The sequence below is a fragment of the Mesorhizobium sp. P2_C4 genome (assembly GCF_056404575.1).
The window spans coordinates 215,801-241,455 of record NZ_JBFUDT010000004.1; the positions used below are offsets into that span (position 1 = coordinate 215,801).

The 25,655-nt window shown below is 64.3% G+C and carries 25 protein-coding genes; 10 read left to right on the forward strand and 15 right to left on the reverse strand.

The features are described 5' to 3' along the window. Positions 1–123: 123 nt before the first annotated feature. The 12 genes from AC1DX6_RS17515 to AC1DX6_RS17570 all read right to left on the reverse strand — a co-directional run bounded on the left by AC1DX6_RS17515 (position 124) and on the right by AC1DX6_RS17570 (position 11,709). Complete coding sequence (locus AC1DX6_RS17515; RefSeq protein WP_477315487.1) at positions 124–1,158, reverse strand: ROK family protein; 1,035 nt, start codon at positions 1,156–1,158, stop codon at positions 124–126. Further along, positions 1,158–1,880, reverse strand: coding sequence for a ribulose-phosphate 3-epimerase (locus tag AC1DX6_RS17520; RefSeq protein WP_477315489.1), 723 nt, complete (start codon positions 1,878–1,880; stop codon positions 1,158–1,160). Before AC1DX6_RS17520 ends, AC1DX6_RS17515 begins: the two co-directional genes overlap by 1 nt. Continuing rightward, positions 1,877–2,701, reverse strand: coding sequence for an alpha/beta fold hydrolase (locus AC1DX6_RS17525; RefSeq protein ID WP_477315491.1), 825 nt, complete (start codon positions 2,699–2,701; stop codon positions 1,877–1,879). The genes AC1DX6_RS17520 and AC1DX6_RS17525 overlap by 4 nt, the downstream gene beginning before the upstream one ends. Further along, the gene (locus AC1DX6_RS17530) at positions 2,701–3,519 is read right to left on the reverse strand and encodes a sugar phosphate isomerase/epimerase family protein (RefSeq protein ID WP_477315493.1); all 819 of its coding nucleotides are present in this window, start codon (positions 3,517–3,519) and stop codon (positions 2,701–2,703) included. Before AC1DX6_RS17530 ends, AC1DX6_RS17525 begins: the two co-directional genes overlap by 1 nt. Continuing rightward, positions 3,519–4,595, reverse strand: coding sequence for a Gfo/Idh/MocA family protein (locus tag AC1DX6_RS17535; RefSeq protein WP_477315495.1), 1,077 nt, complete (start codon positions 4,593–4,595; stop codon positions 3,519–3,521). Before AC1DX6_RS17535 ends, AC1DX6_RS17530 begins: the two co-directional genes overlap by 1 nt. Before the next feature lie 4 nt (positions 4,596–4,599). Further along, positions 4,600–5,421, reverse strand: a complete 822-nt coding sequence (locus AC1DX6_RS17540; RefSeq protein ID WP_477315497.1) for a sugar phosphate isomerase/epimerase family protein — start codon at positions 5,419–5,421, stop codon at positions 4,600–4,602. 65 nt (positions 5,422–5,486) lie between these two features. Beyond that, positions 5,487–6,329 carry a carbohydrate ABC transporter permease gene (locus AC1DX6_RS17545; RefSeq protein ID WP_477315499.1) on the reverse strand — a complete coding sequence of 281 codons (843 nt, stop codon included), beginning with the start codon at positions 6,327–6,329 and terminating at the stop codon, positions 5,487–5,489. A 5-nt stretch (positions 6,330–6,334) separates the two neighbouring features. Next, positions 6,335–7,231 carry a carbohydrate ABC transporter permease gene (locus AC1DX6_RS17550; RefSeq protein WP_477315501.1) on the reverse strand — a complete coding sequence of 299 codons (897 nt, stop codon included), beginning with the start codon at positions 7,229–7,231 and terminating at the stop codon, positions 6,335–6,337. A 125-nt stretch (positions 7,232–7,356) separates the two neighbouring features. Continuing rightward, positions 7,357–8,604 (reverse strand): ABC transporter substrate-binding protein, encoded by a 1,248-nt coding sequence (locus AC1DX6_RS17555; protein WP_477315503.1) that lies wholly within the window; start codon positions 8,602–8,604, stop codon positions 7,357–7,359. A gap of 113 nt (positions 8,605–8,717) precedes the next feature. Then, positions 8,718–9,863: an ABC transporter ATP-binding protein gene (locus tag AC1DX6_RS17560; protein WP_477315505.1), complete on the reverse strand. Its 1,146-nt coding sequence runs from the start codon at positions 9,861–9,863 to the stop codon at positions 8,718–8,720. Between the two features lie 91 nt (positions 9,864–9,954). Continuing rightward, a complete protein-coding gene (locus AC1DX6_RS17565) occupies positions 9,955–10,905 on the reverse strand; it encodes a PfkB family carbohydrate kinase (RefSeq protein WP_477315507.1) in 951 nt (316 codons plus the stop codon). Between the two features lie 3 nt (positions 10,906–10,908). After that, a complete protein-coding gene (locus tag AC1DX6_RS17570; RefSeq protein ID WP_477315509.1) occupies positions 10,909–11,709 on the reverse strand; it encodes an aldolase in 801 nt (266 codons plus the stop codon). 161 nt (positions 11,710–11,870) lie between these two features. Here AC1DX6_RS17570 and AC1DX6_RS17575 point away from each other — a divergent pair, with 161 nt between their 5' ends. The 3 genes from AC1DX6_RS17575 to AC1DX6_RS17585 all read left to right on the forward strand — a co-directional run bounded on the left by AC1DX6_RS17575 (position 11,871) and on the right by AC1DX6_RS17585 (position 15,016). After that, a complete protein-coding gene (locus AC1DX6_RS17575) occupies positions 11,871–12,632 on the forward strand; it encodes a DeoR/GlpR family DNA-binding transcription regulator (RefSeq protein ID WP_477315511.1) in 762 nt (253 codons plus the stop codon). A gap of 268 nt (positions 12,633–12,900) precedes the next feature. Then, on the forward strand, positions 12,901–14,049 hold the full coding sequence (locus AC1DX6_RS17580) for a Gfo/Idh/MocA family protein (RefSeq protein WP_477315513.1): 1,149 nt from the start codon (positions 12,901–12,903) through the stop codon (positions 14,047–14,049). Positions 14,050–14,059: 10 nt separating this feature from the next. Beyond that, positions 14,060–15,016, forward strand: a complete 957-nt coding sequence (locus AC1DX6_RS17585) for an alpha/beta hydrolase (protein ID WP_477315515.1) — start codon at positions 14,060–14,062, stop codon at positions 15,014–15,016. A gap of 149 nt (positions 15,017–15,165) precedes the next feature. On the opposite strand, the gene AC1DX6_RS17590 is transcribed toward AC1DX6_RS17585, so the two are convergent. Beyond that, positions 15,166–16,188: a LacI family DNA-binding transcriptional regulator gene (locus AC1DX6_RS17590; protein WP_477315517.1), complete on the reverse strand. Its 1,023-nt coding sequence runs from the start codon at positions 16,186–16,188 to the stop codon at positions 15,166–15,168. A 220-nt stretch (positions 16,189–16,408) separates the two neighbouring features. After that, positions 16,409–17,200 carry an IclR family transcriptional regulator gene (locus tag AC1DX6_RS17595; protein ID WP_477315519.1) on the reverse strand — a complete coding sequence of 264 codons (792 nt, stop codon included), beginning with the start codon at positions 17,198–17,200 and terminating at the stop codon, positions 16,409–16,411. A 240-nt stretch (positions 17,201–17,440) separates the two neighbouring features. On the opposite strand from AC1DX6_RS17595, the gene AC1DX6_RS17600 reads away from it, so the two are divergent. The 4 genes from AC1DX6_RS17600 to AC1DX6_RS17615 are packed head-to-tail and all read left to right on the forward strand — an operon-like array spanning position 17,441 to position 21,950. Then, complete coding sequence (locus AC1DX6_RS17600; protein WP_477315521.1) at positions 17,441–18,493, forward strand: substrate-binding domain-containing protein; 1,053 nt, start codon at positions 17,441–17,443, stop codon at positions 18,491–18,493. 27 nt (positions 18,494–18,520) lie between these two features. Further along, entirely contained in the window at positions 18,521–20,020 is a 1,500-nt protein-coding gene (locus AC1DX6_RS17605; RefSeq protein WP_477315523.1) for a sugar ABC transporter ATP-binding protein, read from the forward strand. Next, complete coding sequence (locus AC1DX6_RS17610) at positions 20,017–20,982, forward strand: ABC transporter permease (protein WP_477315525.1); 966 nt, start codon at positions 20,017–20,019, stop codon at positions 20,980–20,982. Before AC1DX6_RS17605 ends, AC1DX6_RS17610 begins: the two co-directional genes overlap by 4 nt. Then, positions 20,979–21,950 carry an ABC transporter permease gene (locus AC1DX6_RS17615; protein ID WP_477315527.1) on the forward strand — a complete coding sequence of 324 codons (972 nt, stop codon included), beginning with the start codon at positions 20,979–20,981 and terminating at the stop codon, positions 21,948–21,950. The genes AC1DX6_RS17610 and AC1DX6_RS17615 overlap by 4 nt, the downstream gene beginning before the upstream one ends. Here the strand turns inward: AC1DX6_RS17615 and AC1DX6_RS17620 are convergent. Beyond that, complete coding sequence (locus AC1DX6_RS17620) at positions 21,924–22,865, reverse strand: amidohydrolase family protein (protein WP_477315529.1); 942 nt, start codon at positions 22,863–22,865, stop codon at positions 21,924–21,926. The genes AC1DX6_RS17615 and AC1DX6_RS17620 overlap by 27 nt on opposite strands. A gap of 69 nt (positions 22,866–22,934) precedes the next feature. On the opposite strand from AC1DX6_RS17620, the gene AC1DX6_RS17625 reads away from it, so the two are divergent. The 3 genes from AC1DX6_RS17625 to AC1DX6_RS17635 are packed head-to-tail and all read left to right on the forward strand — an operon-like array spanning position 22,935 to position 25,654. Then, the gene (locus AC1DX6_RS17625) at positions 22,935–24,257 is read left to right on the forward strand and encodes an alanine racemase (protein ID WP_477315531.1); all 1,323 of its coding nucleotides are present in this window, start codon (positions 22,935–22,937) and stop codon (positions 24,255–24,257) included. Positions 24,258–24,296: 39 nt separating this feature from the next. Continuing rightward, entirely contained in the window at positions 24,297–24,641 is a 345-nt protein-coding gene (locus tag AC1DX6_RS17630; protein ID WP_477315533.1) for a RidA family protein, read from the forward strand. Between the two features lie 2 nt (positions 24,642–24,643). Continuing rightward, on the forward strand, positions 24,644–25,654 hold the full coding sequence (locus AC1DX6_RS17635; RefSeq protein ID WP_477315535.1) for a succinylglutamate desuccinylase/aspartoacylase family protein: 1,011 nt from the start codon (positions 24,644–24,646) through the stop codon (positions 25,652–25,654). The last annotated feature ends 1 nt before the right edge of the window (position 25,655 follow it).

A 25,655-nucleotide genomic window follows, 5' to 3' on the forward strand; every position in this document is an offset into this window, starting at 1 on the left:
CGGCCCAGCGTCAGCCTTCAACTCTGAGACTGCGAGAGGGCAGACGGAGATTGCCGATCGAGGTCGAAACCCCTGATAACCTCGACGGGTCCATAGGATTTGCGCACGCCGCGCAATTTGAGCTCAGCCATGGCTTGCCTGCCTGGCACCGGCACGTTTGGTCGTGCCGTCGTTGTTCTCATCCTGCGCCATCGCCAGCGGCGCGCCTGGTTCGCCTTCCCACAGGATCAGGCTGGCTGCGCCGATCAGTCCGGCCTGATTGCCGAGCTGCGCCGGCACGATCGGCACGTCGCGGTAGGCCGGCATCGCCCGCTGCTGGACGACCGCCCTGATGCGCGGAGCCAAAAGGTCGAAGCCATTGGCAAGACCGCCGCCCATCACGATCAAATCAGGCGAATAGAGGTGAAGCAGATTGGTGAAGCCGATGCCCAGCCAGTTCGCTTCCGCTTCGACCAGCTCAAGCGCGCTGATATCGCCGGCGCGCGCGGCCTCGACGACGTGCCTTGCGGAAACGTCGCGGTCGCCCGAAAGGCGCCGCAGCGCGGAGCCGTCGCCTGGCGTTGTCAGCGCCGTGGCGCGCCGCCCGAGCGCGGTTCCCGAAGCGACCGCCTCGAAGCAGCCGACGGCGCCGCAGAAGCAGCGCTCGCCTTCACCGGTGATGGTCATGTGGCCGATCTCGGCCGCCAGTCCGCGCCTTCCATGATAAATGTGACCCTCGGCCACGACGCCGCCGCCAATGCCGGTCGACACGGTGACGAACACCATCGATCCGGTGCCGCGACCAGCGCCAAAACGCCATTCGCCGAGAGCGGCCGCATTGGCGTCATTCTCCAGCCGCACCGGCAGCCCGAAATGCTTGCCCAAAATGTCGATCAGCGGCACGTCGTGCCAACCGGCCAGGGTCGGTGGCGCAATGACGATGCCGGCCTTGGGATCGAGCGGGCCCGGGGCCCCGACGCCGATGCCGGCAACCCTGGCCTGTGGGTGCTGTGTCAGCAGCTCTCCGGCCAGCGCGATGATCTGGCCGATCACCGCTTCCGAGCCCGCACCCGCCATCGTCGGCGCCGAAACACGGGCGACCACGCGGCCGCCGCTGCCGACCAGCGCGCCGCGCAGCTCCGTTCCGCCGAGATCGAAGGCAAGCGCGACCTTTGTCATCAGGCGGCGACCTTCAGCCCATGCAGCCAGGCCATGCGCTGCGCAAGGTCGGGATCGCCGAAGGCCAGCGATCCCAGCACCACGGTTTCGGCGCCGGCGGCGCGCAGCCGCGGCACCGTCTCGTGGCGGATACCGCCATCGGCAGCCAGGATGATGTCGGCTTCGCGGCCGGCCTTTCGCATCAGCGCGCGCGCTTCGACCAGGCGCGGGCAGGCCTGGTCGGACAGGCCCTGGCCCTTGACGCCGATGGATGTGCCAAGCAGCGTCACGAAGGCCACTTGCGACAGGAAAGGCGTGACCGCGGCGACCGGCGTTTCCAGCCGCAGCACCACGCCGGCCTCGACGCCAAGCTCATGTGCCAGCCGCACGGCGCGCAGTCCGGCCTCGCCATTTTCGGCGTGAACGCTGATCAGATCGGCGCCGGCCTCGATGAACTGGCGCGTCTGCTCCTCAACGATTTCGGCTTCGACCATCAAATGCACGTGGATTGGCCGTGCCGTCAGCTTGGCAATGCGCACCACCAGGTCGGGAAAGAACAGGAAGCCCGGCGTGAAGCGGGCGTCGGCGACATCGATGTGATGCAGGTCGACAAAGGCGTCGATGCGCTTCAGGTCGCGCTCCATGTTGGCGAGGTCGGCCGACCACAGCGAGAACTCGCCGAGCAGCCGGTTGCGCGGCAGAGCGGCGATGGCGGCACGGCCGGACAGGGATTTGGTCGTCATGACGCAACAAGGCTCCGAATGTTGAAGTGAAGGAAAGCAGTGATCTCAGCCTGCAGCTCGGCGAAATGCCTGTTGCTGTCGAGCGCCTTGGCCGTGATTTCGACGAAGCTCGCGCCGGGAATGGCAGTGGCAAGAGTGTGCGCAGCCGACAGCGGATGCACGGCATCCTGAGCGTTACCGACGACCAGCACGGGAATGCCGAGGGAGGCGGCGTCGCTCTTGGAAATGCCCGGTCCATCGGCGGCGATGTCGGCGAGGACTTGTGCGAACGGCACAGCATCCGGCCGGTCGAAATAGCCGAACAGCGAGGCGAGATTGTCGGGCGCCTCGCGCTGCAAATGCGCGGCCGTCTGCGATTGCGCGAAGAGTTCTCGGGCCTTGCTGGGGCCATGGCCGAGGATGAGGCCGGCGACCTCGGCGATTGGCCTCAGGTTCGCCGGTGCACGGTCGAATGTCCAGGCCGGCCGCACCAGGATCAGGCCGGCGACGCGATCCGGGTGGCGGCAGGCGAGGCGCAGCGCAATCGCCGCGCCCATGGAAATGCCGCCGGCGACGAAACGGTCGAGGCCGGCCTGATCGGCGGCTGCGAGCACATCATCGGCGAACATCTCGAAGGAGAATGGCCGGCTGCTGCCGAGCTCCGAGGCGCCGTGCCCGCGGCACTCCAGCGTGATGCGCCGGCCGGCGCCGGCAGGAAAGGATTGCGCGACCTGCGCCTCGCCGCCGCCCAGCCCATGCTGGAAGACGACCGCAAGCCCGTCGCCGGTGTCGGAAACCCGAAGCGTAGCGCCATCGCGAAGCAAGGTTCTCGGGCGCGCCATCACAGCAGCCCCTTGAGGAATCGGGCGACGCCGGGCGCATCTGCGGCCGAAAGCCCGTGCGTCACCAACGGTCCGTCAAAGCCCGTTGCCTTGAGCCGGGCGATGAAGTCGGCGAAGTCGACGACGCCTTGCCCGGCGGTGGCGAAGCGGCCATCGGCAAAACGGTCCTTGGCGTGCGCCATGGCGACGTGGCCCGCAGTGGCTTCGATGGCAGCGGTGACGATGGCGCGCGCCTTCTCGACATTCGCATGTTCGAACAGGTTTGCCGGGTCGAGCACGATGCGCAGCCGCTGCGAGCCCATTTCGGCGATGAGGCGCATGGCATCCGGCGCTGACGTCACGATATTGGCCTGCTCCGGTTCGATGCCGAGATCGACACCATGGCGCTCGGCAAGCTCAAGCGCCTTTTCCATCTCGGCCGCCATGTCGGTCCAGGCCGAAGGATCGGCATTGTCGGGGTGATGCGCCCATTGGTCATCGCCGTTGCGGGTTCCCGTACACAGGGTGACCAGCGGAATGGCAAGCGCTGCCGCGGCTTCGATGACCACGCCAAGCCGGCGCAACCCGTCGTCGCGCACCGCTCTTTCGGGATGCGCCATGTTGTAAGTGCCGGACAGCGCCACCAGCGCGACGCCGGTCGCATCCGAGGCGGCTGCAATGGTGCGGATGGTATTGAACGGAACCTTGTCCGGCATCGACGCCAGACAGGCGCAGGCAAGGTTGAACTGGGTGACCGCAAAGCCCGCATCGCGCACCGCCGCCAGCACGCCGGCCGGTTCGCTGCCCGAAAAAGTCTTGGCGAACACCCCGATCTGCATCACACCGCTCCCGTCACGGCAGCGATCTCGACGCGCTCGCCGCTTTCGACCGAGCGGGCAATCGCCACCATGGTGCGGATCGACGCGAGGCCGTCCTCGACATTGGCGCCGCGCATTGGCTTGCCGTCGAGCACTGTCTCGGCCAGGCCCTCGAGCTGGCGCCGGAAGAAATGCCCGTCGGCGCCGAGCGGCTTGCGCGAGGTCGCATCCTTCTCGTGGAAGATGTCGACCTCGCTCGCGCGGAAGTACCAGGGATTGAAGGTCTTCGCGATCACCGAGCCGTTCTCGCCATAAAGCTGAAAACCCTCGTGCCAGTCCATGCGCACCGCCACTGTCAGGTCGAGATGGCCAAGCGCGCCATTGGCGAATTCGGTTTCGACGAACCAGCAATAGGCGCCGAATTTCTCGTGGAGCCGGGCGCGCACGGCGGTGATTTCACCGCACAGGAAGCGCGCCGTGTCGACAAGGTGCGAGCCATGCGCCAGCATGAAGTATTGCCTGAGATCCGCCTTCGGATTTCCCGCCGGCTTGCGCGCCAGCTTGCTGGTGACCGGCAGCGGCTGGATGGCGTCGGTGTTGGTGTAGCGGTGGGTGGAATCGCAATACCAGGCCTTCAGCGCCAGGATGTCGCCCATCTCGTCGCGAACGAAGTCGCGCGCAGCTTCCAGCGCCGGGTCGAAGCGCTTCATATGGCCGACCTGCAGCACCTTGCCCGAGCGCTTGACCGCGTCGGCGAGCTTCTGGCCTTCCTCGACCGAGACGCCGATCGGCTTTTCGCACAGAACGTGCTTGCCGGCCTCGAGCGCCTTGATCGACATCGGCACGTGATAGGCATCGGAAGTGGCGACGATCACCGCCTCCAACTGCGGGTCGGCGAGCATCTCGTCAAAGTCGCCATACATTTTCTCAGGCTCATAGGTGGCGCCCATGCGCGCCAGCAGGTCGGGCGCGGCATCGCAGATCGCGTAGAGATCGGCATTGCTGGCCTTCAGGCAGGATTCCAGATGCGCGAACTGCGCGATCGGCCCGCAGCCGAGCACACCCACGCGAAGACGACGGTCTTGTTTGCGGATCATCGTCTCAGGCTCCGTAGCCGCGCATGGTCTGGCGGTTGGTCTTGACCGCGCCGGCCGGGTCGGCGGCGGCGGTCTCGGACTCTTCCTCCAGCACCAGCCAGCCGTTGAAGTTGGGTGCGGCGCTGGCGATCTCGATCACCTTCGCCGTATTGCACACACCCTTGCCGAGCATCGCCCAGCTGCCCTTGGCATCGACATCCTTCAAATGCACATAGCGGATGCGGTCGCGATAGTTGGTGAGCGTGTCGGCCATGTCGGCGTGGCCGCGCAAGATGTGACCGGTGTCGGGCACCCAGCCGACCAGCGACGGATCGATCAGCCCGAAGATGCGATCGTAATCGGCGCGGTCGAACAGCAGCGTGTTGTGGTGCGAGCTCGGATGCACCGCGATCTGGACGCCGGCCTTGCGGCCGAGTTCGCCAGCCTTGTTGTAGACTTCCGCCGCGATGGCGAACTTGTCGTCGCGCGGTCCCTCGGAGACGACGGTCGCCGAGCCCATCGACACCAGCGCGCCGGGAAAGGCGGCGGCGAAGTCGATCCAGCGTTGCGCCGCCTCGAGGTCGACACCGATTTTGTCCTTCAGCGTAAAACCGCTGTTCGAGCCAAAGGCGAAGGACACCAGCGTCAGCCCGGATGCCTTCAGCGCGGTCGCGAATTCCGCCGGCCGGTCGGCATAGCGGCCGATCATGGTGTCGGTGATCTCGATGCCGGCATAGCCGCCATCGGCGATCGCCTCGAGCAGATCGTCCGGGCCGCCGGCAAAACGGTCTCCGAGCATTTCCCAGGTAAAGGTCTGGCAGCCGACTTTCAGGTCTTTCACGTTCATCCTTTCATTCCTTGATGCCGCTCAATTCGATGCGCACTCCATCAGGTCTCCGTGGGAGCGACATCCTACTTGACCGAGCCTGCGGTCATGCCGGCGAGGAAGTACCTCTGGGCAACGAGGTAGATGATCAAGAGCGGCAGCGAGCCGAGCACGCTCATCGCCATCATCTGGTTCCATTCGAAGGCGTGCTGCCCCATCAACAGCTGGATGCCGATCGGGACGGTGCGCATGGACGTCGACTTCGTCAGCGTCAGCGCAAAGAGAAATTCGTTCCAGCACAACAGGAAGGTGTAGACCGACGTCGCCACGATACCGGGCAGTGAAATCGGGACGATCACCCGCCAGAGTGCGGTCCAGCTGGTGCCGCCGTCGACAGCCACCGCTTCATCGAGATCGCGGGGCAAGGTGTTCAGATATCCCGTCATCAGCAGGATCGCGTAGGGCAACGTAAACACCAGGTAGGTCAGGATCAGTGCGACGTAGGTGTCGAAGATGCCATACGAGACGACAAGCCCGAAGAAGGGGATCAAAAGCGTGATCGGCGGGATCGTCTGGGTGCTGATGATGAGTGTGTTGAGGCTGCCTTTGCCGCGGAAATTGAAACGGCTGAACCCATAGGCCGCCAGCAAGGCGATCAGCACCGTCAGCACGGTCACTGCTCCGGCCACGAAGTAGCTGTTGAAGAAGAAGCGCAGCTTTACCGGGTCGCCAAGGATGGCCGCATACGCTTCCAGCGTGAAGGCCTTCGGCAGGACGGTTGGTGGCAGGGCAAAGATTTCGGTATTCGACTTGAACGAGCTGCTCAGCATCCAGTAGATCGGGAAGGCCGCGAAAAACAGCCCCGCGGCAAGCGCGACATGCAGCGCGACGGTGATCAGCCTGTCTTTCGGCGTGTGCCTTTTCCTCATGGTGACTACCGAGCCTTTTGATAGCGGATGTAGAACAGCGTCAGGCCGAGAGAGATCAGCAGGATGACCACGGCGCTCGCCGACGCCTGCGACAGGTTGTAGCTCGAAAACGCCAGCTTGTAGGTGTAGGTGCTGAGCACCTCGGTCGAGTAGATCGGACCGCCGCCCGTCGTTATCCAGATCAACGGGAAGACCTGCATCGTCCAGATGAAATCAAGCAGCGAGATGCTGATGATGATCGGCATCAGCTGCGGAATGGTGATGAAGATCAGCTTCTGGTAGGCCTTCGCCCCGTCGATGTCGGCGGCCTCGTAGAAATCCTTGGGAATGCCCTGCAGGCCTGCGAGCAGGCTGACCATGAAAAGCGGGTAGCCCGCCCAGATATTGGCGAAGGTGACGGCGTGCAGCGCGGTCGCGGGCGAGGAAAACCACTCGACCTTGGAACCGATGATGCCCAGCTGCAGGAGAATGCTGTTCACGACACCGTTCGGTTCGAGCAGGAGGCGCCAGATCACCGCGATGATAACCGCGGTGAACAGCCAGGGCAGTATGTAGAGCACGCGCAGGACATTGCGCAGCGTCGGATTGATGCGGTCGCTGTTCAGCATGAGCGCGAAGACCATGCCGATGGTCATGTGGAAAATGACACTCATGCATGTGAAATAGAGCGTATGCCACAGCGAAGCCAAGAACACGGGATCGTTGTAGATCGCCTCGTAGTGTTTCAGTCCGGCAAAGGAAGGATCGCGACGCAGCACCGCGCTGTTCTGGAACGAATAGCCGATGACCGTCACCATCGGCAGCAGCATCAAAAGGCCGATGATCACCAGCGAGGGCGACAGATAGAGATAGGGTACGACCGCTCGTTTCAGTCTGTGGTGGGAGCGCTTCTGCCGGGTCATGTGCCAACCTTGGGATACACCTTCAAGAGAAGGTGAGCTTCGCAAACACTCGCGTTGCCGGTGCATTGTTGCCGGGAGGCCTGGCCGAAGTCAGGCCCCCCGGTCGAAGATCGTAAATAGGTCGATCAGAATTTCGCCATCCAGCCCTTCTGGGCGGCGGCGGCCGCCTGTTCCGGAGACTGCTCGCCGGCGAGCATCTTCTGGGCTTGCACGTCGAACTGCGTCATCAGGTCTTCCGCCACCGGCAGGCCGGTGAACTCGTTGGCGAGGTAGCCGGTCTTGAAGATCTCGAAAGCCTTGCCGAAGGCCTTGTCCGAGGTCACGAAATCGGGCTTGGCGTTGACGTTGCCGGGGAAGGCGTTGGCCAGCGACACCAGCTTAGCGTTCACCTTTTCACTCATCAGGTATTGGACAAGTTTCCAGGCCTCATCCTGATGCTTCGAGCTCGCAGAGATGCCGATGCCCCAGGAGGCATAGGGAAGGCCGCGCTTGCCCGTATAGCCCTCCACGACCGGGACCGGGATGATGTCGAAGTTCAGCTTGGGATTACGTTTGCGGATGAGGTTCACATGCGCGAGCGAGTCGACCATCATCCCGACCCGGTCGTTGACGAATTCCTCGACCTTTTCCTGTTCGGTCTTGGTGGCGATGCCGGGCGAGATGGTGCCCGCGTCATTGAGCGATTTGACGAAGGTCAGCATATCCACCACCGGTTTGCCCTCGAGGGCGGGCTTGCCGTCCGCCATCATCGATTGACCCGATGCCCAGACCCACGACATCATGTCGTTCTGGACGCCGGACGGCGTTTGCAGCGACAAGGGAAGCACCCAGCCATACTGGTTCTTGTCGGCTTGGGTCATCTTCTTGGCGGCTTCGAGAAACTCAGCGCGGGTCGACGGCAGCTTGGTGACGCCCGCCTTGGCGGCGAGGTCCAAATTCACGAAGACCGGATAGACGAACGAAGCCACGGGAAACATCACCGCTTTGCCGTCCACCTTGATGATATCCGCGACCTGGGTTTTGTCGAACTTGCTCGCATCCATCATCGGGTTCATGTCGGCCAGCGCATTCTGCGCGTTCAGATTGTTCACCCAGGCGCCGTCGAGACCGACAACGTCGCTAAGCGTTCCGGTTGCGGCGCCAACCGAGATCTGGTCTCGCGTGGTCGCATAGGGGCCGCTGACCAGCGTCACCTTGATTCCGGGGTTTGCAGCCTCGAAGTCATCCATGATCGCCCTGAGCGAGCCGGCCGGCAATTCGGGCTCCCACCATTGGGTGAATTCCAGTGCCGTGTCCGCCATGGCGCTGGTTGCACCAAGCAACCATGCGGCCGCGGCTATTTTCAGCATCGCGGGTTGTATCCGAAACATCATTTTCTCCTCCTTCTTTAGGATCGACCGCACAATGCGAACGATCGTCTGCTTTATTCAGAAGCCTTCTTGTCTTTCGCAGGCGCCTCGCTCTCGCCTGCGTCTTCCGCAGATCTTCAGATCGCCAGATGTGTCTCGGGATCGAAGAAATGGAACTTGGTATCATCCACGGCCAACCGGATTTCCGAGCCGGGGTGGATGGCGCTGACCGGTTCGAATCTCGCCACCGCGTTCGATGCCAGGCCAAAATCGTCCACCGCGTCCGGATCGCCGGAGTCCACCCGGACCGCGTCGACGTTCAGGTGGACGATATGTTCAGAGCCGAGCTCTTCGATCGAAGTCACCTTGGCGGGTATCGTCTGATACTTGCGGCCGGATTCGAGGCTGCTGTCATAAAGATGCTCCGGCCGTATGCCGAACACGATCTTGCGCCCCTCATAGGACCTCAGGGCGGGCCTGCCGACGAAAGCCGCATCCTGCAGCCGGATGGCGAAGTCGCGAAAAACGAGCGCGCCGCCCTTTAGCGTCGCTTCGAAAAGGCTCATCGAAGGCGAACCGATGAAACCGGCAACGAAGGCATTGACCGGCGATTCATAGAGCCTCTTGGGCGTGTCGACCTGCTGCAGCACGCCGCCTTTCAACACCGCGACCCTGTCGCCCATCGTCATCGCTTCGATTTGGTCGTGGGTCACGTATATGGTCGTGACGCCAAGCTGCTTTTGCAGGCTGGTGATTTCAGCGCGCATTTGCACGCGCAGTTTCGCGTCCAGATTGGAAAGGGGTTCGTCCATCAGAAAGGCGGCGGGCTCGCGCACCATGGCGCGGCCCATCGCAACCCGTTGACGCTGTCCGCCTGAAAGGGTCGCGGGTTTGTTGTCCAGCAGCGAGGTCAGCTGAAGGGTTTTGGCGATCTCGTCCACGCGCTTTTTGCGTTCGGCCTTCGGCTTGCCTGCCAGCCGCATCGAAAAGGCGATGTTTTCGAACACCGTCATATGCGGGTAGAGCGCGTAGCTCTGGAAGACCATCGCGATGTCGCGGTCCTTGGGCGGCATGTCGACGACGTCGGTACCGCCGATCCGAAGGCTGCCGCTGCTGACGTCCTCCAATCCCGCGATCATTCGCAACGCGGTGGATTTGCCGCAGCCGGACGGTCCGACGAGAATCAAGAACTCGCCGTCCTTGACCGACAGGTTCAATTGGTCGATTGCGCGAAAATTGTTCCCATAGGTCTTGCAGATATTCTCAAGAATGACTTCTGCCATATTCCTCCCTCCACAAGTCCAAGCCGCGGATTTTTATGATTCTTTCTCGGCTTATGTTCACTTGCGAAATGTTTCCTCGGATAGTTTCAAGCTATGCTCCAGCATCGACGTGCGCATATCTCAGTTCGACTGCTGACGGCGCGTTCGTCGATGCCAGGAGTTCCGTGACCTGGTCGGCGGTCGGAAGCGCCTCGCGCCCGCCACGCCCGGTTATCGAAAGGGCCGCCGCCGCAGCCGCGAATGCCACCCGGCCTGCGGTGTCGGCTCCGCGCGTCAACGCATGGGCATAGGCGCCATGAAAGCAGTCACCGGCGCCGGTCGAGTCGACGACGACAACCCGGTGCGGGGGCAGGTGCCAAAGCCCTGTCTCGTCGCGTCCGCGATAATAGACGCCCTTGCCGCCATCGGTCAGAACCACGGCGGACCGCGACGGCAACCACAATGCATCGAGCATCTCGGCCGGCGATCGGCACCCTGTGGCAGCCCGCGCAAAGCCGAGGGGAAGAATGAGATGGTCGCAGAGCGCGATCAGCCGCTCCGTGGCTGCGCCGCTGCTCCATTCGATATCGCCGAGGATCGCAAGGCCGCGATCGCGAGCCCGAGCCACGACATCCAGCGACCGGATCGCGTAGCTATCGACGATCAGGACGGTCGCGCGGCTGAGGATATCGTCCGCAAAGTCCGGCGCGGTGCCCAGCATCGCATCGTCGTCATAGGCGATGAACCGTTCCCCGTCCGAGCCGACGGTGATCCGCGAGCGCACCGGCCGCGCGTCGGGATGGCGCGGCGCGAATGCGGTTTCAACACCGCTCGCAACGAGATCGCGCAGCACGGCGTCGTCCGCGGCACTGCCCAGCCATCCGACGAACCCGGCGCTTCCACCGAGCCGCGCAACAGTGGCCAGCGCCGTCGCGACATTTCCCCCGAAAGCGCGGGCACTTTGCAGAACCTTCCCCTTGCCCGCCGACAACGGCTGATCGACATAGACGATGTCGTCTATCGCAATGGCGCCGAAGCCGAGGATTGAAGGGACGGTGGGCATCGTTCAGGCACCCGCCTTCGCCAGCGCGTCTTGCGCCGAAAGGCCGTCATGGATGACGCCCCGGAAGGCAAGCGCTGCCTTCTGCGGATCGCCATGCCCCCAAAGATTGCGGCCGACCACGGCACCGCGTGCGCCGGCACGGATGGCGTCCGCTGTCTGCTGAAGCGCGCCGAGCAGCGTATCGGTCTTCGGACCACCCGCGATCACAACCGGCACCGGGCAGGTCCGGACGGTCTCTCGGAACGACTCGAAATCGCCCGTGTAGCCGATCTTGATCACGTCGACGCCGGACTCGTAGCCGATGCGCGCCGCATAGGCGATCTCGTCGGGAGTGAAGACGATCTTTGCGCCGTCGGTGAAATCGCGAGGGTAGATATGCGCCACCACGGGCATGCCGTAGCGGGCCGCCGCATTCACCGAATCGGTCAGCCAGCGTATGTATTTGCCCTCGGTCGCGCCGCGCACCGGAATGGCCACCGCCAACGCATCGGCCCCGGCACGCACCGCATCCTCGGGCGTTGCGATCAACTCGCTGATGCGATCGTCCGCAGTGAAGCAGCCCGCCTGAATCACCAGGGAAGCTTTGCCCGCATATTGCGGCCACAGATGGCGCGCGGCGCCAGGCTGGATGCTGACATAGTCGGGCTTGCCCGCCATGACGCGTGCAAGCGCACCCGGCAGGTCGGCAAGGCCGCCTTTGCGCACGTCGCCATAGCCGACGAAATGGTCGACCGCGCCGCCAAAAAGGTTCCCCGATGGATGCGAGAAGAGGCGCGCAAGACGCACTTTGGTTCCCAGGCTCATGAGTGCAAAATTCCCTTATCGTTTGATTTCAAAACCTGAATCCAGTGTTTCCGAAAGAAACACAAAAAACAATCTTTCGAAATCTTTCGAATTCGCGTATTTTTGGTAAGGTGAGCCGAGGCCAGCGCGGTTGCTTGGCGCAGGGAGGCAAGGGCAGGGCAATGTTGTCGGAGCAGAGACGCCAATCGATCCTGGGTGAGGTGCAGCGCAGCGGACAGGTTCGCATCAAGGACCTGTCAGACGAGTTTGGCGTGTCGGAAGTCACGGTGCGTTCCGACCTCGAAATACTGGACCGCAAGGGACTACTGACCAAGACCCGTGGAGGGGCGGTGACCCGGACCACCGATTCGACCACGGCCGCGTTCGCCCGGCGGATGCAAACGAACCTCGAGGCAAAGAAGCGCATCGCCCGGGCGGCGGTTGACCTGTTTGAGGACAACCAATCGGTCATCTTCGACGGCGGCTCGACGTTGATGCAGCTTGCCATGCAGCTACCGCCGCTCAGCAATGTCGTGGTCGCGGCCACGGCCATGAATATCGTGCAGCATCTTATGCATCGTCCGGGGCTCGATGTTCATATGATCGGCGGCCGGGTCTATCCCGACACGGTGAGCACGCTGATCACCGATGCCGATACGGCTCTCGGCGGCTTGGTCGCGCATCAGGTCTTTGTTGGAGCGCATGCGATAGACTCGTCACTGGATGTGGTCGACGTGAACGAAGACATGGCGCGAACGAAGCGAATCCTCGTTCGCATGGCCCGGCGCGTTGTCCTCCTTGCCGATTCGAGCAAATGGGGCGTCAGCGGGACCTCCAAGGCATTTTCGCTGTCGGCCGTCGACGTGGTGATCACCGACGATGGCCTGCCCGGTCCAATACGAAGAGAGCTCGAGAAGACCGGCGCCAAGGTGATCTACGCCTGAACCCGTCTCGGTCCCTGACCGCGACGGAAAGATCCAATGCGCGCATGACCCACGGGCTTCGAGCCGGCGGTCGGCCGTTCTTTCGTATCAGTCATTTTCTCCTCCCAGGGCTGGCAGCCTCCCAATGCCTCACCAGCATTCCCACATGTTCTATAAAAATTTTACGCGCGTCAACATTTAAAATACGGTATAGCGGTTTTCGAACGGGACCGGCTGCTGGTGCAACGGGACAGCCAGTGTATGATGGCGTTGCGAGGTGAGACTGAAAATGCAAGCAAAATCAAAGACGAAGCTCGGGATCGGCGTTGTCGGATGCGGCAATATCTCGATGACCTATCTGCGCAATGCAGCACTCTTCGGCGAGGTCGAACTGCGTGCCTGCGCCGACATTTCCACCGAGTTGGCAGCACTGCGCGGCCGCGAATACGGCATCCGGGCGGCCAGCGTCGATGCGCTGCTGGCCGATCCCGAGATCGACCTTGTGCTGAACCTGACCATCCCGTCGGCGCATTTCGACGTCTCGTTTTCAGCCCTTTCGGCAGGCAAGCATGTGTTCACCGAAAAGCCGCTGGCGACCTCGGCCGCAGACGGCCGTCGTCTTGTCACCGAAGCGGCGCAGCGCGGCCTGCTGCTGGGCTCGGCGCCGGACACGTTTCTTGGCGCCGCCGGCCGGCGGGCGCGCCGCCTGATGGACGAGGGCGCCATCGGCCGCGCGGTGACCGGCACTGCGTTCATGATGGGGCGCGGCATGGAGCACTGGCATCCCAATCCGCAATTCTACTACCAGCCCGGCGGCGGCCCGGTCTTCGACATGGGTCCCTATTATCTGACCATGCTGGTCAATCTGCTCGGGCCGGTGGCGCGCGTCATGGCGATGGCGACGCGCGGTCAGGAGGAGCGGCTGATAACAGCTGAAGGTCCCTACAAGAACAAAAGTTTCAAGGTCGGCACGCCGACCAACATCCTGTCGCTGCTGGAGTTCCGCTCGGGCGCCACCGTTACCTTCGGCGCCTCCTGGGACGTCTTTAAGCATTCCAATCATCCGATCGAACTGCACGGCACGGAAGGTTCGCTCAGGCTGCCCGATCCCGACACGTTCGGCGGCACCGTTTCGCTTTCGGAGCGCGGCGCCGACTGGGCCGACTTTGCCAGCGAGAGCGAACTCTACGGCGCGCGCAACTGGCCCTACGCCGCGCCAGACCGGGCCAACTACCGCATGCTCGGCGTCGCCGATCTGGCGCGTGCGCTGGCGACGGGAAGAAGGCCGCGTGCGTCTGGCGAGCTTGCGCTGCATGTGCTGGAGATCATGGAAGCGATCCTCGCTTCGGGAGAAAGCCGCGGCTCGGTCGCCGTCAACGGCACCGTCGACCAGCCGCCGCTGCTTGGCGAGGACGAGGCGAAGAGCCTGCTTGCCTGAGATGCCGTCCATGACAACACCGCCTTCGCCCTTGCTCGACCCGCAAGCCCGGCTTGTGCTCGATCTCAGCCGGCAAACGCCCGCGCGCCCGTTCGAGACCGGCACGCCTGACGAAGCGCGCCGCGCCTATCTCGCGGGCTTGCCAACACTGCAGGGCGAGCGCGAACCGGTCGCCGCGCTGAGCGAGCGCACCATCGCCGGACCCGGCGGTCCGTTGCCGCTCAGGATCTATCGCGGCCAGGGCGCGGCGGCAGCCGGTGCCCCGGCGCTGCTCTATCTGCATGGCGGCGGCTGGGTGATTGGCAATCTCGACTCGCATGACGAGATCTGCCGCTGGTTCGCCAACATGGCGGCCTGCGTCGTCGTCTGTCCCGACTACCGGCTGGCGCCGGAGCACAAGTATCCCGGTGCCGTCGAGGATTGCCGCGCGGCGTTTGCCTTCATGCAGAGCGAGGCCGACGCTCTCGGCATCGACGCAAAACGGATCGCCGTCGGCGGCGACAGCGCCGGCGGCAATCTCGCCACGGTGCTTTGTTTGATGGCGTGCGGGGACAAGAATCCGCCGATCGCCCAACTGCTGTTCTATCCGAACACCGATGCCGCGCAGGGGGCCGACAGCTACCGTCGCTTTGCCGAAGGCTTTGGCCTGACCGCGGCAACCATGGCCTGGTTCCGCGATCACTATGTTAGCCATGCCGGCGATATCGACGACTGGCGCGTGTCGCCGCTGAAGGCTGCCAGCCTTGCCGGCGCAGCACCGGCCTTCGTCGCCATCGCCGGTCACGACATTCTCGCCGACGAAGGCGAAGCCTACGCAAAGCGTCTGCAAGATGACGGCGTGCCGGTGGTGCTCAAGCGCTGGTCCAGCCAGATCCACGGCTTCGTCTCGATGGGCCGTCATGGTCCCGCGTCGCGAGAGGCGGTCGGCGCCGCGGTTGCCGCGTGGCGCGGCTTCGATGCAGGTTGAACGAGGTCTGTTGAGATTCAGGTCAGGCCGAGTCGAGAATGGTGGGTGCCGAGAACCGGAACGGAGCGGACTTTTGGGTCCGTGAGTACCGGAAGCGCAGGTATCAGCTATTCGCAGGCCGGCATCACCTGAATATCGACAGGCCGGGCCTAGGCCGACTGACGCATGACCAATGTCGCGTCGAGATTGACCTTCGGCGCAACAACTGCCCCATCCTCGTTCAGCAAGGCCAGCAGCGTCTCGACGCTGCGCCCGGCCATGGCGGCAAAATCCTGCGCCATGGTGGTCAGGCCGGGACAGGTGTAGCGGCTCAGCGGATGATCGTCATGGGCGGCGACGCGCAGGTCGCAATCGCCCTTGCGGCCGACCTTGAGGCCTTGCGCGTAGGCGGCCGCCATCACGCCGAAGGCGAGACGATCATTGTTGCACAGGATGGTCTTGCCCGGCAGGCCGCCATTGCCGAGCATCTTTTCCATCTGCTCGTAGCCGATCCGTTCGAAATCCCAAGTGTAGTCGTCGATGTTGCCGATGACGACCGGTTCATGTCCGAGCCGCTTCATCGAGGCGACATAGCTGTTCAGTCGTTCCGGCGAATTGTGGTTGACGTGCGGTATGTCGAAATAGACCGGAGCGTCGCCGGACCGGCAGAGATAGTCGACGATGGTCGAGACGCTCTGGGCATTGTTGTTGCCGACGAACGGCGTGCCGCCTTCGAGATAGGTGTCGAAATAGACGACGGGTATGGATTGCGTCAGCTTCTCCAGCGTGCGGTAGTCCGAGCGCAGGCCGAGCGGCGCAATCAGCGCGCCTGAGACCTTCAGCGACAGGATGGTTCGCGTCGCTTCCACTTCGAGTTCGCGCGAGCCGTGCGAGGAGATGACGATCGGCCAGTAGCCTTCGTCGCGCAGCCTGAGTTCGATGCGGCTGACCATCTCCGAATAAAAGGGATCGGCAACCGTCGGCACCATGATGCCGATGCTGCGCGTCCGCTTGCGGTTCAGGTTGCGGGCAAACAGATTGGGCTGGTAGTCGGAGGAGCGCAGTGCTTCCTCGATCCGCTTTCGCGTTGCCGGCTTGACGCTGGTTGGATCGTCGAAATATTTCGACAAAGTCGGCCTGGAGACGCCGCAGGAGCGGGCGAAATCCTCCATCGTCTTGTGCGTTATCGGCATTCAAACCCTCGCGGCACGGACATCCAGTGCCTGGTCGCCTTGGCGCTGCCCCAGGCACCTACATACGGTGCGCCGTCGCGCAACTGCAAGGCGAAAGTTTACAGAGAATTTCCATAGTTTCCATGCGTAAATTTATTATTTGACGCGAAAAAGCTCAAGCCATGTTCACAAGGGCAGCGTATGAAAACGTGCGCCTGCGCAAAAGGCTTCGCCGATTGGACTAGCTTCCCGCCAGCGACAGCCCGCGGGCGCGCTCGCGCAGCAGCGCCAGCAACTCGGTCCGCCGCGCTTCGGGCGTGTCGACAGGCAACACGAAACACAGCGTCTTGTTGATGGCGCCATGGCCGTCATGGATGGGTGCCGCCATGCACCATGTAAAACGGTCGGCCAGCGCGGCGGTTTCGCTGAACCCTTGCCGGTGCGCCGTGGCGACATCGGCAAAGAAATCGGCCGGCGCAATGAGGCGGCCGTCGGGAAGCTTGTAGTCGCCAGGCGGAATGAAATCCCTCAGCTCCTGCTCGCTCATATGGCCGAGCAGCAGCCGTCCCGACGCCGTCCACGGGATCGGCACCTCGACCCCGACATCGCTGGAAATGCGGAACGGGCCGGGCGAGTCCCGGCAATCGAGGACGACATATTTGTTGCCGCGCAGTCCGCACAACTGGACGGTCTCGCCGGTCTCGGCGGCCAGCCTGTCCAGGGTCTCGAGGATGCGCCGGTAGTGGGCGTTGTGATGCGAATACGCCCAGCCGAACAGATGCATCGCCCGTCCGAAATAGACGTAGCCTTCCGAGCCGACATTTTCGAGCATCTCGGCCTCGAGCAGGCTGTTGACGATCTCGTAGGTGGTCGAACGCGGCGCGCCGATCATCTTGGCCATGTCGCCGACCCGCATCGGCGCGCGATGCCGCAGCAGCGCCTCGAGCAGCATGATGACGCGGTCGATGCCGCGGCGGCGTTCGCCATTGCGCGGCTCGGCGCCGGCTTCGGTTTCGATCACGCCATCGCTCATCTCAGCCGCATCCGCACAAAATCATTTCAGCCCTCGTCTCAAGACGCTTGAAAGATGTCAAGGCTCGGACTAGCATCCCATTTGTCCGATATACAGACATGTTGTCTGAAATACCAGACAAACTAACGAGCCTGACGCAGAAAGTCCCGACGAAAAACAGGCGGTTTCCGAGCTCGGAAACCGGTGGGTTTCTTCGTCTCGACCAGCCGTGTCCGGGCATAACTTCAGAAGGGAACAATCATGATGAAATCATCGTTTTTCGCATCCGCCAGCGCCCTTTGCCTCGGTCTCGTCCTGGGCCTCGCCGCCGCCTCGCAGGCCAACGCCGCCGCCAACTGCATCAAGGGCGACCGCAAGGCGCCGTACACGATCGGCTGGGCCAATATCTATTCCGTGCCGACCTGGATGAAGCAGACGCAGGGCACGATCGAAGCAGAAGTCGAGACCCTGAAGAAGCAGGGGCTGGTCGACAAGCTCGTCGTCACCGACGCCCAGGGCGACGCCAACGTCCAGATCCAGCAGATCCAGTCGATGATCGACTCCGATGTCGACGCCATCATCCTGATCGCCGGTTCGTCGACCGCGCCGGCCCGCGTGCTGGCCGACGCCTGCGCCAAGGGCATCGCCATCATCAACTTCGACAGCCTCGTTGACACCGATCAGGTCACCGCCAAGGTCAACACCGACTCCTCCCAGTGGGGCGACCAGGCGGCCAAGTTCCTGATCGACGCCATCGGCGGCAAGGGCAAGATCCTCATCCTCAACGGCCCGGCCGGCGTTTCGGTCAGCGATGACCGGCGCAAAGGCGCCGACGCCGCGCTCAAGGCCCATCCCGATGTGACGGTGCTTGCCGAGACCAACACGCCCTACAATGTCGCGCCGGCCCAGGAAGCCGTCACCAGCCTGCTCTTCGCCAATCCCGACATCAACGGCATCCTGTCGCTCGGCGGCGCGCTGTCGGCCGGTGCCGTGCTCGCCCTCGACAAGCAGGGCCGCGAACAGGTGCCGATAACCGGCGAAAACGCCCGTCAGTTCCTCGAACTGTGGAAGGAAAAGGGCCTGAAGAGCTGGGCGACCATGCAGCCGAACTGGCTCGGCGCCTTCGCCACTTACACCGCCGTCCAGGCGCTCGAAGGCAAGGATGTGCCGGCTTTCGTCAAGATCCCGCTGCCGGTGATCGACAATTCCAACATCGACGAATACCTCGCCCGGGCCAAGGATTTCCCGGCTGACGGCTACATCTTTTCGCCCTACGATGAAGAGCTGTTCAAGAAGCTGCTGGCCCAGAAATAAGCCAGAAGGGTTGTAGCATTGACAACCATGGCTCCGCTGCTCGCAGCGCGGGGGGTGTCGAAGTCGTTCTTCGGCAACCCCGTCCTGCGCGACGTTTCCATCGCTCTCCAGCCGGGCCGCGTGCATGCGCTGCTCGGCGAGAACGGCGCCGGAAAATCCACGTTGATCAACCTGCTGTCCGGCGCTTTGCGTCCGGATGGCGGGACGATCGAGGTCGATGGACGCGCGGTCTCACGCATGACCCCGGCCGTTGCGCGGCAGGCCGGCATCGCCGTCGTCCAGCAGGAACTCAGCCTGACGGCCAGTCTCTCCATCGCCGAAAACATCGGCCTCGGCGCCTATCCCAAGTGGTTCGGCCTGGTCGACTACCGCGAAATCGCCGCGCGGGCCAGGGCCGCGTGCGATCTTGTCGGGCTGCACGAGCCGCTGTCGACGCCGGTCGGGCATCTGTCGCTCGGCCGCCGGCAGATGGTTGAGATCGCCAAGGCGCTCTACCGCCGGCCGCGCGTGCTCATCCTCGACGAACCGACATCGTCGCTGTCGGCAACCGAAACGAAAATCCTCACGGATCTGCTGCAGCGTTTGCGCAGCGAAGGCATCGCCATTCTCTACATCTCGCACCGGCTGAACGAAGTCATGGCACTGTGCCAGCACGTCACCGTGCTGAAGGACGGCACCTGCACGGCCGACCGCAGCCTGGAAGGAACCGACGCCGCCGGGCTGGTGCGGCTGATGGTCGGCCGCGACCCCGGTGACCTCTTTCCGCAATGGCAGCCCTCGACTTCACCTGCCGACGCCATCTGCGTTCGCAAATTTGCAGCCGGCCTGATGCATGACGTCGATCTCGACATCAGGACGGGCGAAGTGCTCGGCATCGGCGGCCTGGTCGGGCAGGGCCAGGAAGATCTGCTGCTCGGCCTCTACGGCGCCATCCCGGCCCGGACGGCATCGGCGACTGTCAACGGCGCCTCCGGCCTGCCGGGCGGCGTGCCGAAAGCCAACGCACTGGGGCTCGCTTATGTGCCGGCCGACCGCAAGCGTGAAGGCCTGCATCTGATCCATCCCATCATCACCAACATGATGCTGCCCGCCTTCGCCAGGCTGCCGGCGCTGAAGCTGCGCAGCCGCCGCGCCGAGCGCGAGACGGCAACGGGCCTTGCCGCCCAGCTTGGCATCAAGGGCGACCTTGGCCGGGCGGCGCAGGCGCTGTCGGGTGGCAACCAGCAGAAAGTGGCGCTGGCCAAATGGATGCCGCACGACCCGCTGGTGCTTCTCCTCAACGATCCGACGCGCGGCGTCGACGTCGAAACAAAGCGTGAGATCTATATGATGCTGCGCAGCTTCGCCGCCGCCGGCAAGGCCGTGGTTCTGCTCAGTTCCGACACGCCCGAACTGGTCCACCTTTGCGACCGCGTCGCCGTGGTCCGCGAAGGTCGCATCGTCGCCATGCTCGAACGCGGAGCGCTGAGCGAGGAAGCCATCGTTTCTGCCGCGATGGGCGCCGAACAGCGGAAGGTTGCGGCATGAACACATCTCTTTCTGCAAGAAAGACCGGCGCGCTCTACTGGCCGGTACAAGCGCGCCGCAATGTCGGCGTGCGCAGCCTGTTTGCCGTCGTCCTGGTGTTCCTCGTCGCCTATGGCGTCCTGTTTCCTGGCCTGTTCACCGCCTCCGGTTTCGCCAAATTCACCCAGAGCTGGTTTCCGCTGGCGCTGGTCGCCATGGCGCAGGCGATCCTGATGCTCACCGGCGGCATCAGCCTGGCCATCGGCGCCACTGTCAGCCTCGGCGCGGTGATCGCCGCGACGACGATGGCCGGGCCGCTGGGTGTCGCCGGCGGCACTGCCGCGGTGGCGCTGAGCGGCGTCGGCATTGGCGCCGCCTCCGGCTTCATCGTGGTGCGGCTTCGCCTGCCGGCGATCGTGGTGACGCTCGCCGGTTCCTTCATCATCGGCGGCGCCGCGCTGCTCATCCTGCCACGGCCCGGCGGCGCCATCCCGGCGTGGCTGTCCGACCTGCTGGCCGGCAACACGCCGGCAGCATTCGTGCTGCTGGTGCTCATCGTCTTGCTGTGGAAGCTCTATCTCGCCACGCCGCTTGGCTTGAGCCTCTATGCCGCCGGCGAAAATCCGGTCGGCGCCTATCGCTCCGGTGTGCCGGTCGATGGCGCGCGCATCGCCGCCTACGCGATCAGCGGCCTGCTCTCCACCGGCGCCGGCCTGTTCGTCGCCGCCCAGACCGGTTCGGGCGACCCGGTCATTGGCGCCGCCTTCACGCTGAACTCCATCGCTGCAGCCGTGCTTGGCGGCATCGGCTTCCTCGGCGGCCAGGGCACGATGCGCGGCGCGCTTGCCGGCAGCCTGCTGCTCAGCCTGATGATCAGCGTCATGTTCTTCCTCGGCTTCACGCCGGTCGCCCAATATGTCGCCCAGGGCCTGATCATCATCGGCGCGGTCGCCATCCCGCAATTCCGCAAGGTGCAGCCATGACGGCATGGAATGAGAGCGCAGGCGGCAAACGCGCCTTGACGATCCTGCGCAGCCGGCCGTTCCTGACAACTGCCCTCGTTGCCGCGGTCTGGATCGTCGCGAGTTTCGTTGCGCGCGGCTTCGGCGCCTTTGGCCATTTGCGCTACCTGGTCGAACTCGGCGCCGTCATCGGCCTGGTGGCGGCAGGCCAGACCTTCGTCGTGATCGCCGGCGGCATCGACCTTTCGGTTGCGGCCATCGTCACCGTCAGCGCCGTCAGCCTGCCGCTGTTGTCGTGGCAGGCGGATCCGACCGGCCTCACCGCCATACTTGCCGTTCTTGTGCTGACGACGGCAATCGGCCTGGTCAACGGGCTCGGCGTCGCGCTGCTGCGCGTCCACCCGATGATCATGACATTGGCCATGGCGACGTTCCTGCAAGGCCTGCTGATCATCATCGCCGGCGGCAGCGCCGTCACCGCCGAGAACCCGCTGGTCCACTGGCTCGGCAATGCGCGGCCGGCCGGGATTCCGGCCGGCGTGCTGTTGTGGGTGGTCGTCTCCGTCATCGTGCTGACGACGATGCATGCGACATCGCTCGGCGCCCGGATTTTTGCCATGGGCGCCAATCCGCTCGCCGCGGCGCTATCCGGGGTTCCGGTCACGTCCACGACGCTCGCGGTCTATGGCATCAGCGGCTTCTTTTCGGGCCTCGCGGGCGTGCTGGTGCTGGGCATGAACGGGCAGGGCTATGTCGGCATCGGCGATCCCTATCTGCTCGCCTCGATTGCCGCCGTGGTGCTTGGCGGCACCTCGATCCTCGGCGGGCTCGGCACCTATGCCGGCACCATTCCGGGCGCCATCCTGCTGGTCACCATCACCGCGCTGATCACCGTCGTCAACGCCTCGCCCGGCTGGCGCAGCATCCTGTTCGGTTCGCTGATCCTCGGCCTGCTGCTGCTCTCAGGCCGGGAGCAGGCGCGCCGATGACACATCGTCGAGCCGGTAGATGCGCCTTGCATTGGCGAAGAACAGCGCCGTCTGCTCGTCCGCGGAAAGGTCCGCTGTGATGGTCTTGAAGCTGTCGTATACCTCGTCGAACGAGGCGTGCAGGCCGGCGACCGGAAAGTCGCTGCCGAACATGGCGCGCCCGGTGCCGAAACAGTCGATGCAGTGCAGGACAACCGGCCTCAGACTGTCGAGCGTCCAGTCATGATCGTAGGCAACCAGATCCGAGATCTTGATGGCAACGTTGTCGCACTCCGACAACAGAAGCAGCCCGTGGCGCCATGCCTGCATGCCTTCGGCGTCGCGGTCGATCGGGCTGCCGCAATGGTTGAGAACGAACTGCTGATCGGGGAAGGCGGCCGCAAGCCGCGCCGCGCTGGCGAGCTGGCGCGGAAACACCATCAGGTCGAAGGCCAGCCGATGCTGGCCAAGCAAGGCAAGCCCGGCCCGCCAGGCCGGATCGTCCATGATGCCGTCGCGGGCGGCAAAGCGACGGGCCGGGTCGGGATCCCAGCTCAATATGTCGCGCACGCCGACGACACGCTCGAACGCCGCTTGCGCCTCGATCAAGGCCGGCGCCTGGCGGTCGGCAAGCGGCACGTGAACGACATAGCGGGCGGCGACGCCGCGCGATTTGTCGAGTGTTTCCAGCCAGCGCGTTTCACCGACGCAGTCGTCGCTCGCCCAGCCGGCTTCGACATGCACCGTGGCGACGACATTGTGCTTGCCGGCGTCTCGCAAATAGTTCTGCGGAAGATAGTTTTGCCGCAACGGACCAAGCTCGCCCAAGCCGCCGCGCTCGCCGGCCGTGGCGGCGAGCCAGGGATGCCGTCCCAGGCTGAGATCCCAAAGATGATGATGGGCGTCGATGATCGGTCCGGCGTAAGGTTCTGGCACGCGTCTCTCTCATACTGCGGCCGGCATCGATCCCGGCTTCGTTCTGCGACATTGAAGGGTTAGCATCGGATGACTGAAAACTCACCGGTCCCACCGCTTGTCGTGCGCGAAAATTTTCGGCTCGACGACCGCATCCGCGGCGTGCCGCCCGGCACCTCCGGGCTGGACAGCAGCCTTGTCGCAGCCGAGCACTGGCATCCTGCCGATGGACGCATGGCGCTGCCGGTGCTGACCCTCGACGAGGCGGCCTTCGCCGCCAACCGCGACCTGTTCCTGCGCTATGCGCGCGAACACAATGTTGCGATTGCTCCACATGCCAAGACGCCGATGGCGCCCGACCTTGCCCGGTCGCTGGTCGAGGCCGGAGCATGGGGCACCACCGTCGCCGACATCAGGCAGGCGACAGTGATGCTCAAGGCCGGCCTGACGCGGCTGATCATCGCCAATGAGGTTGGCGGGTCAGGCGGCGCAAGCCGGCTCGCCGTGCTTGCCGGTGCCTGGCCAAAAGCCGAGCTCTATGTCTTTGCCGACTCGGTCGATGCCGTGAACGCGCTTGCCGAGGCCTGGCGCGCCAACGCGGCGCTGCAGCCTTTGCGCGTGCTTGTCGAACTCGGCGCGGGCAGGGCAGGCGCCCGCACCACGGCGCAAGCCGAGGCCATCGCCGATGCGATCACGGCTGCCGGCGGGCGGCTCAAGATCGCCGGCGTCGCGACCTATGAGGGAGCCGCTGCGCAACCCGACCCCGGCCGCACCGACGAGGTGATATCCGGCCTGCTGGCAATGACCGCCGACATGTTCCTGCGGCTGCGCGCCCGCGTCGGCCACGCGCCGCTGATCGTCACCGCCGGCGGCTCGGTCTTCTTCGACAAAGTGGTTGCAGCACTTTCGCCCGTGGTTTTCGGCGACGGCAATGCGACGCTGGTGCTGCGCAGCGGCGCCATCTTCTTCCACGACCATGGCACCTATGACCGCTCGCTCGGCGCCCTCGATGCCCGCAGGGGTTTTGCCATTGGCGGCATCAGCGCTTCGGCGCGGCATTCGTTTCGACCCGCTCTGCGGCTGTGGGCCGAAGTGCTGTCGCGGCCGGAGCCCGGCCTCGTCATCTGCGGCATGGGCATGCGCGACGTGTCGTTCGACCAGGGCTTTCCAACGCTGCTCACCGTCTTCCGTGCCGGCAAGCCGCTGCCCATGCCGGCGGCGCGCGCCGAGGTGATAAAACTCAATGACCAGCACGCCTTCCTGTCGATTGCGCCGAGCGACGACATCGCCGTCGGCGACGTCGTCGAATTCGGCATCTCGCATCCCTGCACCTGCCTCGACCGCTATCGCGTGATCTTCGGCGTCGACGCCACCGGCCATGTCCGCCACGCTTTCCCCACCTGGTTCGGCTGACCAGATCCCCCAAAAAAGAGAACCTCGAAAGGATCCGATATGATCAAGTATTTTCAGTCCGGCTCGCGCATGTCGCAGGCTGTCGTCTATGGCGGCCTCGTCCACATAGCCGGTCAGGTGGCCAATGACCGCAAGGCCGGGATCGAGAGCCAGACCAGCGACGTGCTGGCCAAGGTCGAGGCGCTGCTGGTCGAGGCCGGCAGCAGCAAGTCGAAGCTGGTGGCGGTCAACATCTTCCTGCCGCAGATCGGCGATTTCGAGGCCATGAACAGCATCTACGATGCCTGGATCGACCCGCAGCGCCTGCCGGCGCGCGCCTGTGTCGAGGCGCGTCTCGCCGATCCCGATCTGCGCATCGAAATCACCGCGGTCGCGGCGGTCTAGCCATGCACACCGGCCTCGCCCACACGCTCGACTTCGACCGCGACGGCAAGACGCTTAGCCATCTCAGCATTCCGTTCTCGATCGACCGCTCGCCCTATTTCCAGGTCAAGGTGCCGATCTGCCTCATCCGCAATGGCGACGGCCCGTCGCTGCTTCTAATGGCCGGCAATCACGGCGACGAATATGAGGGCGAGCTGTCGCTGGCCAGACTGGTGCGCCGGCTCGATCCGAAGCGGATCAAGGGCCGCGTCACCATAATGCCGATGGTCAACGCCCCGGCGGTGATGGTCGCCAAGCGCTGTTCGCCGCTCGATGGCGGCAATCTCAACCGCGCCTTTCCCGGCGACCCCTCGGGCATGCCGACAAGCCGTCTCGCCAATTTCCTGGAGACGGAATTGTTCCCGCGCCACGATGTCGTCTTCGACGTCCATTCAGGCGGCACGTCGATGGAACATTTGCCGACTGCACTGGTCGAGCGCAATGCCGATCCCGAGCGCCATCGGCGTGGCGTCGAGCTGATGCGCACGCTCGGCATGCCCTACGGCTTCGTCGCCGATAACGGCCAGGCTTCGCCGACCTCGATGGGTGCAGCGCGCCGGGCGGGAGCCATCGGCGTCAGCGGCGAATTCGGCGGCGGTGGTACCGCTACGGTCGATTCTATGGCGATCACCGCCCGCGCGCTCGACGGTCTGATGTTTGCGTTGGGCGTTGTCGACGCGCCGGTTCTTGGCGCAGGCGAAAAGCCTTCGGCGCCGACACGGCTGCTGTCGCTGTCCCGGCACAGCCAGGGCCTCTATGCCACCCGCCGCGGCTGGTTCGAACCCGCCGTCAGGCTGGGCGACAGTGTGACTTCAGGACAATTGGCTGGCTGGTATCACGATCTCGAACAGCTCGATGTTGCCGAGGAAGCGCTGCACTTCGCCGAAAGCGGCATCGTGCTGTCACGCCGGCTGCACACCATGTGCGAGGCGGGAGACTGCCTGATGCAGGTCGCCGAGCCGGTCGACGGCTGAA